The sequence below is a fragment of the Streptomyces sp. Go-475 genome, from assembly GCF_003330845.1.
Lineage (GTDB): Bacteria > Actinomycetota > Actinomycetes > Streptomycetales > Streptomycetaceae > Streptomyces.
Window position 1 is genome coordinate 6,632,511 of record NZ_CP026121.1, and the last position, 15,965, is coordinate 6,648,475.

Consider the following 15,965-nt stretch of genomic DNA (forward strand, 5'->3'; position numbering starts at 1 on the left):
CGATCCCCTGGCTCCCGTGCTGTCCGTCCGGGGCCTGTCCGTACGGTTCCTCATGCCCGGCGGGCGGCGGGTCGCGGCCGTCACCGGTGCCCGGTTCGACGTGGCGGCCGGGGAGTGCCTGGCGCTGATCGGGGAGAGCGGCTGCGGCAAGTCCGTGCTGGCCTCCGCCCTGCTCGGGCTGCTCCCCGGCAACGCGCAGACCGCCGGCTCGGCCCTGCTCGGCGACCTGGACCTACTCGCCGCCGACGAGCGGACCCTCGCCCGTACCGTACGGGGCCGGCTCGTCGGCCTCGTGCCGCAGAGCCCGGCCGCCCACCTCACGCCCGTGCGCACCGTCCGCTCCCAACTGGAGGAGACCGTCGCCGCGCTGACCGCGACCCGGTCACGCGCCGCCCTGCGCGCCGCCGCCGAGGCCGCCGCCGCACGGGCCGCGTTCCCGGCGGACCACCTCGACCGGCACCCCCACGAGCTGTCCGGAGGCCTCGCCCAGCGTGCCGCCACCGCTCTCGCCCTGGTCGGCGACGCGCCCCTGCTGCTCGCCGACGAGCCGACCACCGGGCTCGACCGCGAGCTGGTGGACCGTACGGTCGACGAACTCCGGCGGCACGTCGACGAACCGAGCACGGCGAACCCCGGCGGACGGGCCCTGCTGATGATCACCCACGACCTGGCCGCCGCCGAACGGGTCGCCGACCGGGTCGCGGTCATGTACGCGGGCCGGATCGTCGAACTCGCCGACGCCACCGCCTTCTTCGGCGCGCCCGGCCCCCGCCACCCCTACAGCCGCGGCCTGCTCCAAGCCCTGCCCGACCGCGCCTTCACGCCCGTCCCCGGCATGCCGCCCGAACTCGGCGACCTCCCCGACGGCTGCGCCTTCGCCGCCCGCTGCGACCGGGCCACCGACACCTGCGCCACCCAGCCGCCGCCCGGCACGGTCGCCTGCCACCACCCGCACGTGCCGGAGGACGTCCGTGCTTGAACTGCGCTCCATCACCGCCGGATACACCGCGAACGCCCCGGTCGTCCGGGGCGTCTGCCTGGCCGTGGCGGCGGGCGAGTCCGTCGGCCTGCTCGGCCCGAGCGGCTGCGGCAAGTCCACCCTGGCCCGCGTCGCCGCGCTGCTGCACCGGCCCGACTCCGGCACCCTGCTCCTCGACGGCGAACCCGTACGGCGCTGGCGCCACCGCGCTCCGCGCGAGCTGCGCACCGCCTTCGGGGTCGTCTTCCAGCAGGCCAGGCTCTCCGCGGACCCCCGGCTGCCGCTCACCGACCTGATCGCCGAGCCCCTGCGCGCCACCGGCCGCGGCAAGGACGTCCCGGACCGCGTCGCCGAGCTGGCCCCGGCCGTCGGCCTCACCCCGGACCTGCTGACCAGGCGGCCGCACGAGGTCAGCGACGGCCAGCTGCAACGCGCCTGCCTCGCCCGCGCCCTGGTGCTGCGCCCCCGCCTGCTGGTGTGCGACGAGATGACCGCCATGCTCGACGCCTCGACGGCCGCCGCGCTGGTGGCGGCCGTCGAGGACTACCGGGCCGCGACCGGCGCGGCCCTGCTGGCCGTCGGCCACGACCGCACGCTGCTCGAGCGCTGGTGCGACCGCACGGTCCACTGGGACAGCCTGTCCTGAGGGCGGGCTACTCCTGGGCGTGCCGGATGGCGTCCAGCACGATGTGCGCCACGTGGTCGTCGGTGAGGGTGTACCGCGTCTCGCGGGCCTCACGGCGGGCGGTGACGATCCGGGAGGTGCGCAGCACCCGCAGGTGCTGGGAGACGAGGGGCTGGCTCACGCCCAGGGCCGTCACCAGTTCGTGGACGTACTTCCCCCCGACGGACAACTCGCGCACGATGCCCAGCCGTACGGGCGAGGCCAGGGCGCGCAGCAGCTCACTGGCCGCTTGCAGCGTCCGGTCCGGGTCGTCCGTCGGGGGAGAGGGCGTCGTTGTCATATGCACACATTAGCATATGACAACGATTTCCAAATCGGTTCCGCCCTGTCGGGGTGAAGCCCCGTCAGTGGTCGTCCCAGTGTCCCTCGTGGGCGGCGTGCCGGTGGCCGTCGTGGACGTAGTCGGTGTGGTCGCCGTGGCGCACGGCCAGGTGGCCGCAGTCGTCGCCGTGCTGGTGGTCGTGGTTCTGGTGCACCGTGTGACCGCCGTTCGCGCACTCGTCGACGTGGTCCTCGTGGACCCGGTGGATGTGGCCGTCGTGGGCGTAGTCCGTGTGGTCGCCGTGGGGGAAGGCGACGTGGCCGCAGTCGTCGCCGTGGGTGTGCGCGTGGTCCTGGTGGGTGAGGTGCTCGGCGGTGGTCATGGGGGCTCCTTGCGTGTGCTCGTGACGTCCCGCGGTTCTTTGGCCGGGACGCGCATGGCGACATTAACATATAGCGATTCCTGCATGTATTGTCCGGGGGCCCGCCGCGCCCCGCCATCCGGCGGGGGCGCACGGGTGAACGCCGCGCTAGCGGACCGCCACGGCGACACAGCTGTCGCCGTACTGCCAGACCGGGCCCGCCTTGCGGAAGCCCGCCTGCCGGAGCAGGTCCAGATGGGCGGAGAGGGGGAGTTCGGCGGGGGTGCCGGTGTCCGGGGACGCCTCGCGGTCGCGGCGCTCGGCGAGGAGGTCGGCCAGTTCCGGGTCGTCGGCGACGGCGGCCCACCAGGACCCCCAGTCCTCATGGGCGAACGCCCGCTGCCGGTCGGCCCGGCGCTGCCCGACATGGGAAGCGATCCCGGCCGGGCCTGTTTCGTCCTGCGGGAGATGATCGCCGTTGACGAGGACGCCGCCCGGCCGCAGCAGCGCGGCGAGCTGCCGGTAGGTGCGCAGCAGGGTGTCCCGGTCGAGGTAGTGCAGGGCCGTCGTGGAGACGGCCGCGTCCAGGGGCCGGTCCAGACCCAGCGCCCGGGTCCAGCCCGGCGCGCCGATCTCCGCGTCGACGTAACGGGCCGCGTCCGGGTGGTGGGTGCGGCCCAGCTCCAGCAGGAGGGGGTCCCGGTCCACCGCCACGATCTCCGCCTGCGGCAGCCGCCTGACCAGCCGGGCGGCGAGCGAGCCGGGTCCGCAGCCCAGGTCGACCACGAGCGGCCGGGCCGCACGCCCCGCCGTGACGTGTTCGACGACATCGGCGATCACCGTGAACCGCTCCTCGCGGTCGACGGCGTACCGCTGCTGCTGGAGCTCCCAGCGCTCCACCCATCGCTCCGCCGTCGCCAGACTCAGCCCCATCCGGTCGCGCCACCTCGTCGTCTCGCACCTGGTTCTTGCTCCTCCGAGCCTACAGGTGGAAACGGTTCTCATTACGCCTCATGGGCGGAGTCACGAGAGTGACGCGAGAACCGACAGCAACCGGTCGACCTCCTCAACGGTGTTGTACACGTGCAGACTCACCCGCACCGAACCGGTCTTCTCGCCCGCGTCGCCCTGGCAGTGGTGGTCGGAGCGGACCATAAAACCGTGGCTGAACAGGATGAAGCCCAGATCGCCCGAGTCGATGGCGTGGTGCCGCAGCGTCACGATGCCCTGGCGCCGCTGCACGGTCGAGTCGGCGGCCAGACTGAGCGGGCAGCCGAGGACCTCGTAGGCGTCCAGCCGGCGCAGCCCGTCGGTGAGCCGGGAGGCGAGGTCGGCCGTCCAGCGCTCGATGCGCTCGACCCCGGCGGCGTCCAGCCAGTCCAACGCCGCCTCCAGGGAGGCGATGCCCACGGTGTTCGGGGTGCCGCTCCACCCGCCGGGCACGAACGCGGGGCCCCGCTCCTGCCGGGCCCACACCGCCCCCGACCCCGGCAGGGCCAGGGCCTTGTGCCCGGAGAAGACCACGAAGTCGACGTCCAACTCGGCGACCGAGACCGGCAGATGACCCACGCTCTGCGCCGCGTCCAGACAGATCACCGCGTCCGGGCCCACGGCCCGGCGGATCCGCTGCACGTTCATGTCGCCGCCGTACACGTGGTGCACATGGGTGGTGGCGACGAACCGCGTGCGCGGCCCCGCCCGTTCGGCCAGCGCCCGGTGGTCGTAGTCCCCGGAACCGCTCTGGTACGGCATCGGCACGACCCGCACGTGCACGCCCTGCCGGGCCAGCAGCTGCTGCGCCTCCAGCCAGGGCGTGATGTTGGCCTGGTGGTCGGCGTCCGGCACGACGATCTCGTCGCCGTCGCGCAGGAAGCCCGGCAGCCAGTCGCGGGCGATCACGCGCAGCCCCTCGGTCGTGCCGCTGGTGAAGTGCACGGCGGAGCGGTCCGGTTCGGTGTCCCCGAGGAACCGGGCGACGCGCTCACGGGTCCGCTCGACCAGCTCCGTGGTCCGGTTGGCCCACGGATAGGTGCCGCGCGCGGCGTTGGCGTTGGACGTCGTGAGGTAGCTCTGCACGGCGTCCAGGACGGCCTGCGGCTTCTGCGCCGTGGCCGCGCTGTCCAGGTAGGCCAGCTCGGGGTGCTGGGTGACGATGGGGAACTGGGCGCGCAGCGCCTGCTGCCACGGGTGCAGGTCGTCGCCGGTCACGGGTGCGGTCATGGCGGTCAGTCCCGCACCAGGGGCGCGCCCGCGTCCCGCCAGGCGATGATGCCGCCGGTGAGGCTGCGCACGTCCGGGTGGCCCATCCGCGTGAGCAGCGCCGCGTACCGGGCGGACTGCTCGCCCACCGGGCACGCCAGCAGCACCGGCCGGCTCCGGCTGAACGGCAGGCCGCCCCGGACGAGTTCGGCGAACAGCTCGTCGACGATGTTGACCGACCCGTCGATGTGCAGCGCCGCGTACGCGTACGGACTGCGCAGGTCGACCACGAGCGGCTGCTCGGTGTCGATCCAGCGCCGGGCCTCGGCCACCGTGACCGACGGGGCCCGGCCGACCTCCGCCGCCGAGAGGTCGGCCGGCGAGTTCTTCCGGGGCGGCCGGCCCAGCAGGTCGGGCCGCCGCTGGCGGACGTAGCTCAGATAGCTCTCGACGCGGTCGCAGACGATGAACACCGCCGTCCGCCGCTCGGTCAACTCCTCGTCCAGAGGCCGCAGATGGCGGATCGCCCCGAAGTAGGCGGCCCCTCCGGTGGGTCCGCCCAGGATGCCGCAGCGGCGGTTCAGGGTCAGCATGCCCTCGATCGCCTCGTCGGCGCTCACCGACTCCATCGTGTCGTACGTCTCCGGGTCGAACAGGCCGACCTCCTGCACCTCGTCGATGGTGCGGATCCCGGGGATGAAGTCGGACTTGGCCGCGACCAGCCCGACCACCCGCACCGACGGGTCCTCCTCCCGCAGCGCGCGGGCCACGCCCGTGGAGGAGCCGGCCGTGCCCACGCAGGCCACGAACCAGTCCGGGACCCGGCCGTCCAGGTCCTTGACGATCTCCGGGCCGGTGCCCGTGAGATGGGCCTCGGTGTTGCGCGGGTTGAAGTACTGGTCGGTGTGCAGATAGGCGCCGCCGGACGCCGACAGGGTCCGGTGGAACAGGGTCAGCGGGTCGTCCGTCGCGGTCGGGTCCAGGCACTCGCTCTGGCCCGGCAGCTCCTCGATCTCCGCGCCGAGCAGCAGCAGCAGGTCCTTGATCTCCGGGACCCGCATCCGGTTGGTGACGCTCTTGAAGCCCAGGCCGTGCATGCCCGCGACGACCGCCAGGGCCTTCGCGGTGTTGCCGCTGGACAACTCCACCACCTGGCTGCCCTGTTCGACCGCCTCGGGCAGCAGCGGACGGGCCATGTTCCAGGCGGCCCGGTCCTTGACCGAGCCGAAGGGGTTGAGCATTTCGAGCTTGGCGTACAGATCGATGTTGCGCAGGCCGTGCACCGCTGGGTCTATCCGCACCAGAGGGGTGTTGCCTATCGCCTCGGTGATGCTGTCGTACCTCACTGGGCTCCCCTCGAGGGCGTGATCGGCCAGAACTGGTCGTCCAGGCACCAGCGCCACTCCTCGCCGTCCTGCCAGGCGGCGACCTTGCGGGCGGCCGGCTGGTGCTGGGCGCGGGTGGCGTGGAAGTCCATGGCGTAGCCGGCGGTGTTGGCGAAGGCCAGCAGGTCGCCGGGGGCCGGGCGGCGCGGCAGGAACACCGTGCGCCGGGTGATCAGGTCGGTCTCCAGGCACAGGCCGCCGAAGAGGTGGACGGCGACGGGCCCCTCGCCGGGCCCGGCTCCCCGCGCGGGGACGACGACCGGGTCCACCAGCACGCCGTGGTCCTCCAGGGCGATGTCGTCCGCCTTCGCCGCCAGCCGCACGAGCAGTGCCTCACCGGGCCCCTGGTCGCGGACCTCCAGCACCTTCGCCAGCGTCAGCCCGCACTGGTCCAGCAGGGCCCGGCCCGGCTCGGTGTACAGGTCGTACAGGTGCTCCAGCAGCAGCGCGGCCAGCGGACGGCCGCCCAGTGAGGGGGCGGGCTGGGTCAGCAGCTCGTCCAGGTAGGCCGCGCCGGCGACGGACCGGTGGGCGGGGTAGAGGCCGAGGCTCCCGCGTAGGGTGCCGGACTCGTTGCGCAGCCCGTAGCCGTGCCCGCCCCAGGTCAGCGGCGGGCGCCGGCCGAGCACGGCGTTCGTGAGCCCGGTCGTGTACGCCTCCCACTGCTCGCGCTCGGCGAGGTAGCTGACGCCGAAGCCGCCGCCCACGTCCACGGCCCGCGGCCGCAGCCCCCGGCTCCGGCACAACTCCAGGGCGGCCAAGCACCCTTCGAGGGCGGTCGCCTTCTCCGTGACGCTCGTCGTGTCCAGGTGGAAGGCCGCACCGGTCAGCTCGACCACGTCGCCGTGCCGCTCGACCGCCTCCAGCAGCCGCTCCGACTCCCGTACGGGCGTGCCGAAACGGCTGCGCCGGCTCAGCACCCTCACCCCCGACGTCTCGAACCCCGACAGCCGCAGCAGCACCCGCACCCGGGCGAGCGCGTGCTTGCGGACCAGCGCGGCGAGCTGGTCCAGCTCGCCGGCGGAGTCCACGCCGACCGTGACCCCCGTACGGGCCGCGAGCCACAGGAACTCGGGGTTCTTCGGACCCGTGGCCGTGATCCGGTCGGCGGTGAAACCGGCCCCCAGCGCGTGCTGCAACTCGCCCAGTGACGCGACGTCCACGCCCGCGACCGTGGCGGCGAGCCGGCGCAGCAGCGCGCTGGACCGGTTGGCCTTGTGGGCGTAGAAGACCTGCCCCGACAGACGGTGCGCGCGGTACACCGACCGGAACCGGTCCAGGTTCTCGGCGATCTGGTCCGGCACCACCACGTGCAGGGGCGAGCCGAGCGCGTCGGTGAGCGAGTGCAGCGTGCCGTGCGCCGCCACGAGCGACCTCAGCCGTGGCTCCAGCCGCGGTTCGAGATACAAGGGCCGGTCGTCCATGCGCACTCCTTCCCCTGTGCCCGACGTGTCCGCCGTCCATCCGGGCACGTCGGACACTCCCCGCGTTTCGCCGTATGACCCATATCCATTCTTCGGTCGCTTTACGCCCTGTAAGGCCCAGGCCTGCCCTCGCGCGGGTGTGAAGCGGATCACGGGCCGGACCCGCGGCGCGCGCCGGGCGCGAGACGGCGGCAGCCGCCGATCGGCCGAGGACGGCACGGGCCGGGCCGCCACTCCGTGGCCGCTCGGCCGAGGCGGCAAGGCCGCGCGGCACCGGACAGAGGAGTGTGGCCCGCGCCGGTGACCGGGCCGCGCGGGTTCGCGCCCCGGAACGGTCGGCCGGCCGGGGGCGCCGGCCCGACCGGGCGACGTGGACGTCAGGCGCCCCGGGCGCCGGGACCGGTCCCGGCGGGGTCTTCCTAGCATTGCGGCCCGCGCCGCGGCAGGGCGCGGCCCGCCGCGCCGGACCGGCGTCGTCGCGGGCGGTACCACCAGTGGGGGGAGGTGCGTGCGCACGTGCTCGACGGCACGCGGGACACGGCGACGGGCGTGGGCAGCGCCCTGCTCCGGCAGGGGCAGCGGATCAACTCGGCACTCGTCGTGGACCGCCGGCTGGGGGAGGGCGCCTTCGCCGAGGTGTACCGGGTACGGCACCACATCCTCGGCTGGCAGGCGCTGAAGCTGTTCAAGCACGTGGCCTCGCTGGAGGCGACGTCCCGGATGCTCGACGAGGCCCGGATCCTGTCCACCCTGGGACACCCCAACATCATCCGGGTCTTCGACGCCGGCACCGTGCAGACCTCCGAGGGCGTGCGCGGCTACATCACCATGGAGTACGTGGCGGGCGGCAGCCTGGAGCGGCTGATGGACTCCCATGCGGGCGTGGTGCCCGTCGGCGAGGTGACCGCCGTGCTCCGGCAGGCCGCCGAGGGACTCGCCGTCGCCCATGAACGCCCGCATCCGATCGTCCACCGCGACCTGTCCCTCGCCAACGTCCTCGTCGGCTACGACGAGACCGGGCTGCGCGTGAAGGTGAGCGACTTCGGCCTCGCCAAGGAGACCGACCCCGGCACCATGGCGGCCAGCGCCCAGGGCACGGTCGCCTACATGCCGCCCGAGGTGCTGCGCCGCGGCAAGGGCTACGGCTGCCCCGGGGACGTCTGGGCCCTCGGCACCATCGTGTACTTCCTGCTCACCGGGCACTTCCCGTACGACGGCGGCGACCCGGTGCAGTCCTTCTCCCTGGAGCGGTTCACCCGGCCGCTCCGGCCGCCCCGCGCCTTCAACGACGACGTGGGGCCCGAACTGGACCGGCTGGTCACCGACATGCTGCGGATCGACCCGGCCGAGCGGCCCGCCACGGCCCGTGCCGTCGCCGACCGCGCCGCCGGCCTGCGCCCCTCGCCCGGCCCCGGCCCGGCGGACCCGGCCGAGCCGGCCGAATCCGCCGACGCGCTGGTGCGGGAGGCCACCGCACTCTCCCGGGTGCCCGGGAAGCTCGGCGAGGCCGCCGACCTGCTGGAGGAGACCATCAGCCGCTACCCGCGGCTGCGGGAGAGGCATCTGACACGGCTCATGACCTGGCGCCGGGGGGTGATCATGTGACCACGCCGGTGCGGGAGTTCGACCGCTTCGAGGAACTGGCGGGCACACAGCTGTACCGCAGGAACGCCTTCGCCGTCACCGGCCTGCCCACCCACGCGAGCGGGCCGGCCGTGCGGCGGCACCGGCAGAAACTGGAGGCGCGCCTCGCCGTCGAGGACCGCTGGCCCGGAGCCCGGGACATGGCCCCGGCCGGCGGCTACGGCAAGGACGAGGTCCGCGCCGCCTTCGAGGGCCTCCAGGACCCGCGCCGGCGCATGGTCGACGAGGTGCTGTGGCTGTGGGGCTCCGCGGACTCCGGCTGCGGCTGCGCCGCGGACGTGCACGAACTGCACGACTCCGCCGTGCTGCTGCACGCCAGGGCCCTGCGGGCGGAGACGGGGGACCTGGAGCTGCCCCTCGACATGCGGGCCTCCCTCTGGGAGCACGCGGTGTCCGCCTGGGGCCACCTGCTCACGGACGGGGCGCTGCGCCGGCACCTGCGGCACCGCATCCGGGCGCTCGGCGACCCCCGGCTCGACGAGGACGCGGCCGACGACCTCCTGGCCGGCCTGCCCAAGCTGCTCGTGTCCCCCTTCCCGCAGCTCTTCGCCGACCGCGCCACCGCCGCCCGGCTGACCCCGGTCTGCTCGGCCTGGACCGGCTTCCCGCCCTTCGCGGGCCTGTTCGCCGAGCTGTTCGAGCGCGCGGTGGAGGACGCGTACGAGAAGATCCACGCCGACCTGCTGACGGCCGAGCGGGAACGCGAGGCCGCCCACTACCGCGAGGCGTTCCTGCTCCTGCGCGACCGGGTCGTGCCCGGCTTCGAGGACCTGGCCCCGCTCCGGCCGTTCGTCTCCGACTGGCGCTACGACGAAATCGCCCACGTCGTCGCCGTCGGGCTCAACAACCTCGCGGTGGAACTCCTCGGCGTCTCCGTGTACCGCACGCCGAGCGCCTCCCGCCGCGAGGAGATGGTCTGGCTCGCCGAGAAGGCCTACGAGATCGGCCCCGACCGCGACTCGGCCGGGCTGAAGGAGAACTGGGAGACCATCTACGACCACGTCACGGGCACCGGCCGCCGCCCCGCGCGGGCCAGGAAGCGGTTCCCCTGGTTCGGGTTCCTCCTGGTGCTCGCCTTCATCGGAGGCGCGCTCTCCTACCTGATCGAGGCCTTCGGCTTCCTCCCCGTGCTCTTCGTCGGGGTCGCCGTCCTCGGTGTCGTCGGGTACATCGTGCGGTTCCTGTGGTGGCTGGCGGACGGCGTGCGCAACGGACGGAGAAGAACATGAGCCACCACTCCCGCCGGGGCAACCGGACCGGCCGGATGCGGGCCGCGCTCGGCCAGATGCGGCACCCGCCCGAGTTCCGCGTCCCGCCGCCGTTCCTCGACACCGGACAGGCCGACTGGGTCACGGCCGTCCTCGGCGACATCAGGACCGCCACGGCCGGGGAACCCGCCGCGGACCGTGCGCAGGGGGCCGACGCCGGCACGCTGCTCGCCGCCGCCACCGGCCTCTGGCGCGCCCAGCGCAAGCTGAACCAGCGCGCCGGCGACCTGTCGGCCGCCGACCTGAGGCAGGTCCGGCGCTACGTCCAGGCCGGCCGGCAGGCCCTCGCCGACGGCGGCCTCGAGATCCAGGAGCACGACGGGGAGCCCTTCGACCCGGGCCAGTCCCTCGAAGTCCTCGCCTTCCAGGACGAACCGGGGCTGACCCGCGAGGTGGTGCTGGAGACCCTCCGGCCCAGCGTCTACTACCGCGGCGAGCGGATCCAGATGGGGCAGGTCGTCGTCGGCCGGCCCGCACCCGGCATGTGAACGACCAAGGAGACGACCGCAATGCGCGAGACCATCGACTTCGGCATCGACCTCGGCACCACCAACAGCGCCATCGCCGTGGCGGACGACGACGGCGTGCGCGTCATCAAGAACAACGACGGCTGGGACTACACCCCGTCCGCCGTGTGGATGCCCAAGCCCGACGTGATCCACGTGGGCCGCCGCGCCCGGGAACGCACCGACACCCAGCCCGACGACGCCCACGCCGAGTTCAAGCTGGAGATGGGCGTGGCGGGCGCCGTGCGGCGCTTCGTCCGCGCCGGAACGGCCCTCACCCCCGAGCAGCTCTCCGCCGAGGTCCTCAAGTCCCTGCGCCAGGACGCCGCGCACGACACCGGCGGCCCGCCGGAGGCGGCGGTGATCACCGTGCCCGCCTCCTTCGCGCTGCACCAGAACAGCGCCACCTCCGCCGCCGCGGCCCTCGCCGGGCTCGGCGAGCACTGCCCGCTGGTCCAGGAACCGACCGCGGCGGCCTTCGCGTACGGCGTGCAGGACGCCTCCGAGTCCACCCACTGGATGGTGTTCGACCTGGGCGGCGGCACCTTCGACGCGGCCGTGATGAGCAAGCGCGACGGCGAACTGCAACTGCTCCAGCACGCCGGCGACCCGCACCTGGGCGGCAAGCTCATCGACTGGGCGATCGTCGAGGAACTCCTCGCCCCCGCCGTCCGGAACGACCTCCGGCTGCCCGACTTCGCCCGGCGCAACCACCGGTGGCGGGCCAACTTCGCCAAGCTCAAACTGGCCGCCGAGGACGCCAAGATCGAGCTGTCCCGGCGCGGCTCCTACGACATCGTCCTCGACCTCGCCGACGGCGACGGCGGTACGGCGCCCTTCGAGTACACCCTCACCCGGGGCGCCCTCGACGACCTCGCGCAGCCCTTCTACGCCCGCGCGGTCAAACTGTGCCGGGACGCCCTCGCCGAAAGCTCCCTGCGGCCCGACCACATCGACCGGCTGCTGCTCGTCGGCGGCGCGACTCTCGCCCCGGGGCTGCGCGAACTGCTGGCCGATCCCGTCGAGGGCCTGGGCATCCCGCTCGACCACACCCAGGACCCCACCACCGTCGTCGCGCGCGGAGCGGCCGTCTTCGCCCGTACGGTCCGCACGCCGAGCAAGCCCCGCACGGCGGCACCGGGCGAGTTCACCGTGGAACTCCACTACGAACCCCAGTCGCTGGAGACCACCGGCATCCCCGTCTCCGGCCGGGTCACCGGCGGCACCGCCGTCCCCGACTGGACCCGCTACACCGTCACCCTGACCAACCCCGAAGGCCGCCCGCCCTTCCGCGGACCGCGCACCACCCTCACCCCCGACGGCGCCTTCTACACCGAGGTGACCATCGACTCCGGCACCCGGTCCCACTTCACCGTGGAACTCTCCGACGACTCCGGCACCCGGCAGACCCTCCTTCCGGACACCCTGTCGATCACCCACGCCCAGGTCCTGCCCGGCGACGCCGTGCTGACCAGCACCCTCGGCATCGGCAAGGCCGACGGCTCCTTCGCGCCGATGCTGCGCAAGGGCACCGCCCTGCCGACCTCGATCACCAGGACGTTCGAGACCTCCATCCCGCTGCGCCGCTCCCAGCCGGACGCCGTCATCCGCATCCCGCTGCTGGAGGGCGAACGCCGCCGCGCCGACCGCAACACCCGGGTCGGCCTGCTGGAGATCCGGCCCCGGGACATCCGCTTCGACCTGCCGGCGCAGACGCCCGTCGAGGTGACCTTCGAGATCAACGCCACCAACCGGGAAGTCACCGTCACCGCCGACATCCCCGTCGCCGACGCGCAGTTCGAGGCGACCATCGACCGCTCCCGGCTGGTGGCGCCCACGCACGACGAACTCGCCGACCGGCTGCACGACCTGGAACAGCGCGCGCACGCCCTGCGCGAACGCGCCGAGGACGTCCACTCCGAGCAGGCCCTGGCCCGGCTCGACGAACTGTCCGACCAGAAGGCGCTCACCCACCTGCGCAAGGAGGTCGACGCGGCGGCCGTCGACACGGGCGCGGCCGGCACCAGCGACCGGCGCATCCGCGATCTGGAGGCCCAGCTCGACGACGTCGAGGAGGCCATCGACATCCCCGGCCTCCAGCACGAGCTGTGGGACCTCCTCAACAGCTGCGAGGACCTCATCGAGCAGGTCGGCGGCGGGCCGGCCGAGCGCCGCGAACTGGAGAGCCTGCGCACCCGCGCGACCAGCGCCGGCGAGGACGGCACCCCGGCCGGGCTGCGCCGCCTCGCCGACCGGGTGCGCGACTTCCAGGTCGACCTGCTCCGCCGCAGCGACCAGTGGGACTTCCTCGTCTTCCACTCCCTGGTCGACCTGCGCGACGAGATGACCTCCCGCGCCCAGGCGGACGCGGCGATCGCCGACGGCCGCCGGGCCGTCGCCGCGGGCGACCGCACCGCCCTGTCCGCCGTCAACCAGCGCCTGCGCCGCCTGCTCCCGCCCGGGGTGTCCGAGGAGCGGCGGATCGGCGGGGTCCAGGAGAGCCGGTGAGAGGCCCGGGCCGGAGGGGAGGCGACATGCGGGTGACGGACAGGGACGAACGGGCCGGCGGCACGCCGCCGCGCGACGAACCGGGTGCCGGGGGGCCGCCGCCCCGGGCCGGATCCGGCGCGGACGGCCCGTACGGCCCCAACGCCCTCGATCCGGTCGCCCCCCGGCCCCTGGACGAACTGGACGCCGTCCTTCTCGTGTCGCGGGCCCGGGACCTCGCACGCTCCGGCGACCTGAGCGGCGCTCTGGAGCTGTTGCGGGACGACGAGAGACCGGGCGAGCACCGGGACGTGCTCGATCTGCGGGCCCGCGTGCACGCCCAGCGCGGGGAGACGGCCGAGGCGGCCGAGTGCTGGCGGCGGGTCCTGGCCCGGTGGCCCGAGGACCCGGAGGCCAGAGCCGGACTCGCCCGGCTGGGCCGTACGGGCCCGGCGGCGGCGCTCGGCCGCCACCGCACCCGTACGGCCCTGGTGGCGGCGGTGTGCGTGGTGACCGCCGCCGTCGCCGGCGTGGTCACCACCCTGGACGAACCCCGGCCAGCCCGGACGGACACCGACCGCGCGGCCGGCCCGGAAACCCCCGGCACGAGCGCCACCCCCGCCCCCGGGCAGGACCCTGACGAGGCCCGGCGCTCCACCGCCCTCGCCGCCCTGGCCCGCGACGTGCGCGCCCCGGGCCTGCGCGTCACCACCCACCCGGACTCGGTCGAAGTCGCCTTCACCGAAGGACTGTTCTCCGAGGGCACCCGGCTGACCCCGGCAGGAGCCCAGCGGCTGACCGCGCTCGGGGAACGGCTCGCCGCGCTCGGGGAACGGCCGGCCGGACGTGGGGAACAGCCGGCCATCACGGTGCACGGGCACGCGGCCGTCGTCCCCGGCGCCCCCCGCAGCGGCGGCTCCGTCGTCGCGCTGTGGCGGGCCCTCGTCGCCGCCCGCGAACTCAGCGCCGCCGCCGGCAAGCCCCTCACCGCGTTCACCACCGACAGCGCCGACCAGCGCGACGCCCCCTACCCGGACGACCCCGCCCGCAACCGCACGGTCACGGTCGTGCTCACCCCGCGCTAGCCGAACAGGACCAGGACGGCACCGAGGATCAGCAGCGCCACCAGCCACGCCCACACCTTGGCGGCCACGGGCGACTCCCCGTAGTAGATCTCCTCCAGGTGCGTCCGCACGCTCTTGCGCGGCGGCCGCCGCACCGGGTACGGGGTGCCGTAGCCGTACCCCGACCGGCGTGCCTGATCGACCAGCGCCCGGTTGGCGGCGATCCGCGCGCGTGACTCCCCGGTCGTGCAGAGCCCCTCGGCCAGCTCCAGCAGCCGCAGGTCCTGACCTCCGGCACGCGAGCCGAGGGCGAGCGCGCAGTTGTTGAGCAGGATCGCCGTCGAGTCGCAGAGCCGGTCGACGGCCTGCGGGACGTCCGGCAGGGCGGCGAACGCGCCCCGGCTCAGGCGGCGCAGTTCGTGCAGCGACGGCAGGGCGGCCTCCAGGGTGCCGGCCGCGCCCCGCGCGTCCTTCCGGCCGAGTTGCCGCGCTGCCGTCTCCAGCGCGGCCACGACCGGGTCGAAGGCCGGCTTGGCCGTCGAGAACCAGACACCGGCCTCCTCCAGCCGCGCCCGGTTCTCCTCGATCGTCCGCCGCGTCTCCTCGTACGGCTTCAGCCGCAGCGCCAGGTCCAGCAGGCCGAAGCTCTCCCGGTCGGGCGGGGCCGTGTCCGAGGCGGGGGACAGGGCCACCGCGCAGTTGTTGAGCAACAGGGCGGCGGTGTCGGCGAGTTGTCCCACACCCAGCGACATCCCGAGCCCGGAGAAGGCGCCGAGCCGCTCCACCATCGGCACGACCCGGGCGCGCAGGTCCCCGGCCACCGCGGTCGCGGCCGTCTTCCCGCCGCCGTCCGGGAAGGCGCCGGCGAGTCGGTCGCCCGCCTCGCGCAACCCGTCCGCCGCCGCCTCGTACAGCGGCGTCAACTGCTCCTCCAGCGCCTCCCCGAGCAGGCCCGGGCCGGCCCACCTCCACTGGGCGCAGTACCGGGCCAGCCGGGCGGGGTCCTCGGTGCGCGCGGCCAGGCCGGCGACGGCCGAGACGAGCACCCGGCGCACCTCGGCCTCCAGGACCGTCACCGCGGTCTCGGTCAGCCGCTTGTCGTCGAGGGCCGCGACCCGGTGCCGCAGATGCGCCCACACCGCGCGCTGCCCGAGCAGCTTGCGCCACAGCCGGGCCGCGGACTGCCAGAGCTGCTCCCGGGGCTCGCCGGCGGCGCCCCGCGGCTCACCGGCGGCGCGCCGCGGCCCGCGGCCGGGGCGCTTCGGTCCGCGTTTCTTCCCGCCGGCCGGGTGCTGCCTCGGTCCCCCGGACGGACGCCGCGCCGCATCGGGGTCCCGCGACTCCCTGTCGAGGGCCCGGGTGTGTGCCCGTACCGCCGCGTCGTGCTGCCGGTGCAGCTCCGGCTCGCACGGGCAGGTGGCGTCCGGCGCGTCCCAGAGCCAGAACAGCTCGTCGACGATCCGGCGCTGCGGGTGGTCCAGCACGTCGAAGGCCGCGCGGAGGTCCTCGGGCCCGGCGTCCGCGGAGCCGACGGCGACCCCGGCCTTCGCGGCCGTGGCGATCTGCTGCCGACGCCGCACGAGCGCGCGGCGGGCGGCGCAGGTGCTCGCCCCGGTGACCCGGAAGGCGTTGCGGCGGTAGAGGTCCGGGCCGCTCAGCTCACGCAGCCGCTCCCGGACCAGGGGCGCGTCCCCGCCCATG

The 15,965-nt window shown here is 74.5% G+C and carries 14 protein-coding genes; 7 read left to right on the forward strand and 7 right to left on the reverse strand.

Going from position 1 to position 15,965, the window contains the following annotated elements:
• The first annotated feature begins 52 nt into the window (after positions 1-52).
• Together C1703_RS30405 and C1703_RS30410 are read left to right on the forward strand one after the other, a co-directional pair.
• On the forward strand, positions 53-979 hold the full coding sequence (locus C1703_RS30405; protein ID WP_198678465.1) for an ABC transporter ATP-binding protein: 927 nt from the start codon (positions 53-55) through the stop codon (positions 977-979).
• Positions 972-1,625: an ATP-binding cassette domain-containing protein gene (locus C1703_RS30410; RefSeq protein ID WP_114255830.1), complete on the forward strand. Its 654-nt coding sequence runs from the start codon at positions 972-974 to the stop codon at positions 1,623-1,625. Before C1703_RS30405 ends, C1703_RS30410 begins: the two co-directional genes overlap by 8 nt.
• Positions 1,626-1,632: 7 nt before the next feature.
• Here C1703_RS30410 and C1703_RS30415 read toward each other — a convergent pair whose 3' ends face one another.
• From C1703_RS30415 to C1703_RS30440, 6 genes are all read right to left on the reverse strand, one after another.
• Complete coding sequence (locus C1703_RS30415) at positions 1,633-1,944, reverse strand: metalloregulator ArsR/SmtB family transcription factor (RefSeq protein WP_114255831.1); 312 nt, start codon at positions 1,942-1,944, stop codon at positions 1,633-1,635.
• Positions 1,945-2,008: 64 nt separating this feature from the next.
• Positions 2,009-2,308, reverse strand: coding sequence for a hypothetical protein (locus tag C1703_RS30420; protein WP_114255832.1), 300 nt, complete (start codon positions 2,306-2,308; stop codon positions 2,009-2,011).
• A gap of 147 nt (positions 2,309-2,455) precedes the next feature.
• On the reverse strand, positions 2,456-3,220 hold the full coding sequence (locus C1703_RS30425) for a class I SAM-dependent methyltransferase (RefSeq protein WP_114255833.1): 765 nt from the start codon (positions 3,218-3,220) through the stop codon (positions 2,456-2,458).
• A 90-nt stretch (positions 3,221-3,310) separates the two neighbouring features.
• Positions 3,311-4,507: an aminotransferase class V-fold PLP-dependent enzyme gene (locus C1703_RS30430; RefSeq protein WP_114255834.1), complete on the reverse strand. Its 1,197-nt coding sequence runs from the start codon at positions 4,505-4,507 to the stop codon at positions 3,311-3,313.
• Between the two features lie 5 nt (positions 4,508-4,512).
• Positions 4,513-5,832, reverse strand: a complete 1,320-nt coding sequence (locus C1703_RS30435; RefSeq protein ID WP_114255835.1) for a pyridoxal-phosphate dependent enzyme — start codon at positions 5,830-5,832, stop codon at positions 4,513-4,515.
• Positions 5,829-7,295, reverse strand: coding sequence for a Y4yA family PLP-dependent enzyme (locus tag C1703_RS30440; RefSeq protein ID WP_114255836.1), 1,467 nt, complete (start codon positions 7,293-7,295; stop codon positions 5,829-5,831). Before C1703_RS30440 ends, C1703_RS30435 begins: the two co-directional genes overlap by 4 nt.
• Before the next feature lie 516 nt (positions 7,296-7,811).
• On the opposite strand from C1703_RS30440, the gene C1703_RS30445 reads away from it, so the two are divergent.
• Genes C1703_RS30445 through C1703_RS30465 form a run of 5 tightly spaced genes read left to right on the forward strand, consistent with a single transcriptional unit; the run spans position 7,812 to position 14,285 of the window.
• Positions 7,812-8,900, forward strand: coding sequence for a serine/threonine-protein kinase (locus C1703_RS30445; protein ID WP_198678310.1), 1,089 nt, complete (start codon positions 7,812-7,814; stop codon positions 8,898-8,900).
• Complete coding sequence (locus C1703_RS30450) at positions 8,897-10,168, forward strand: hypothetical protein (RefSeq protein WP_114255837.1); 1,272 nt, start codon at positions 8,897-8,899, stop codon at positions 10,166-10,168. The genes C1703_RS30445 and C1703_RS30450 overlap by 4 nt, the downstream gene beginning before the upstream one ends.
• Positions 10,165-10,695, forward strand: a complete 531-nt coding sequence (locus C1703_RS30455; RefSeq protein WP_114255838.1) for a hypothetical protein — start codon at positions 10,165-10,167, stop codon at positions 10,693-10,695. Before C1703_RS30450 ends, C1703_RS30455 begins: the two co-directional genes overlap by 4 nt.
• Positions 10,696-10,716: 21 nt before the next feature.
• Complete coding sequence (locus C1703_RS30460) at positions 10,717-13,221, forward strand: Hsp70 family protein (protein WP_114255839.1); 2,505 nt, start codon at positions 10,717-10,719, stop codon at positions 13,219-13,221.
• Positions 13,222-13,247: 26 nt separating this feature from the next.
• Positions 13,248-14,285 carry a tetratricopeptide repeat protein gene (locus tag C1703_RS30465; RefSeq protein WP_114255840.1) on the forward strand — a complete coding sequence of 346 codons (1,038 nt, stop codon included), beginning with the start codon at positions 13,248-13,250 and terminating at the stop codon, positions 14,283-14,285.
• On the opposite strand, the gene C1703_RS30470 is transcribed toward C1703_RS30465, so the two are convergent.
• The gene (locus C1703_RS30470; RefSeq protein WP_114255841.1) at positions 14,282-15,964 is read right to left on the reverse strand and encodes a hypothetical protein; all 1,683 of its coding nucleotides are present in this window, start codon (positions 15,962-15,964) and stop codon (positions 14,282-14,284) included. The genes C1703_RS30465 and C1703_RS30470 overlap by 4 nt on opposite strands.
• Position 15,965 lies beyond the last annotated feature (1 nt).

What these genes read in the sequence shown, in the direction of transcription:
- C1703_RS30405 (WP_198678465.1), top strand. Translation starts at nt 53, where the DNA reads ATGCCCGGCGGGCGGCGGGTCGCGGCCGTCACCGGTGCCCGGTTCGAC.
- C1703_RS30420 (WP_114255832.1), bottom strand. Translation starts at nt 2,308, where the DNA reads ATGACCACCGCCGAGCACCTCACCCACCAGGACCACGCGCACACCCAC.
- C1703_RS30415 (WP_114255831.1), bottom strand. Translation starts at nt 1,944, where the DNA reads ATGACAACGACGCCCTCTCCCCCGACGGACGACCCGGACCGGACGCTG.
- C1703_RS30460 (WP_114255839.1), top strand. Translation starts at nt 10,717, where the DNA reads ATGCGCGAGACCATCGACTTCGGCATCGACCTCGGCACCACCAACAGC.
- C1703_RS30470 (WP_114255841.1), bottom strand. Translation starts at nt 15,964, where the DNA reads ATGGGCGGGGACGCGCCCCTGGTCCGGGAGCGGCTGCGTGAGCTGAGC.
- C1703_RS30425 (WP_114255833.1), bottom strand. Translation starts at nt 3,220, where the DNA reads ATGGGGCTGAGTCTGGCGACGGCGGAGCGATGGGTGGAGCGCTGGGAG.
- C1703_RS30430 (WP_114255834.1), bottom strand. Translation starts at nt 4,507, where the DNA reads ATGACCGCACCCGTGACCGGCGACGACCTGCACCCGTGGCAGCAGGCG.
- C1703_RS30455 (WP_114255838.1), top strand. Translation starts at nt 10,165, where the DNA reads ATGAGCCACCACTCCCGCCGGGGCAACCGGACCGGCCGGATGCGGGCC.
- C1703_RS30440 (WP_114255836.1), bottom strand. Translation starts at nt 7,295, where the DNA reads ATGGACGACCGGCCCTTGTATCTCGAACCGCGGCTGGAGCCACGGCTG.
- C1703_RS30465 (WP_114255840.1), top strand. Translation starts at nt 13,248, where the DNA reads ATGCGGGTGACGGACAGGGACGAACGGGCCGGCGGCACGCCGCCGCGC.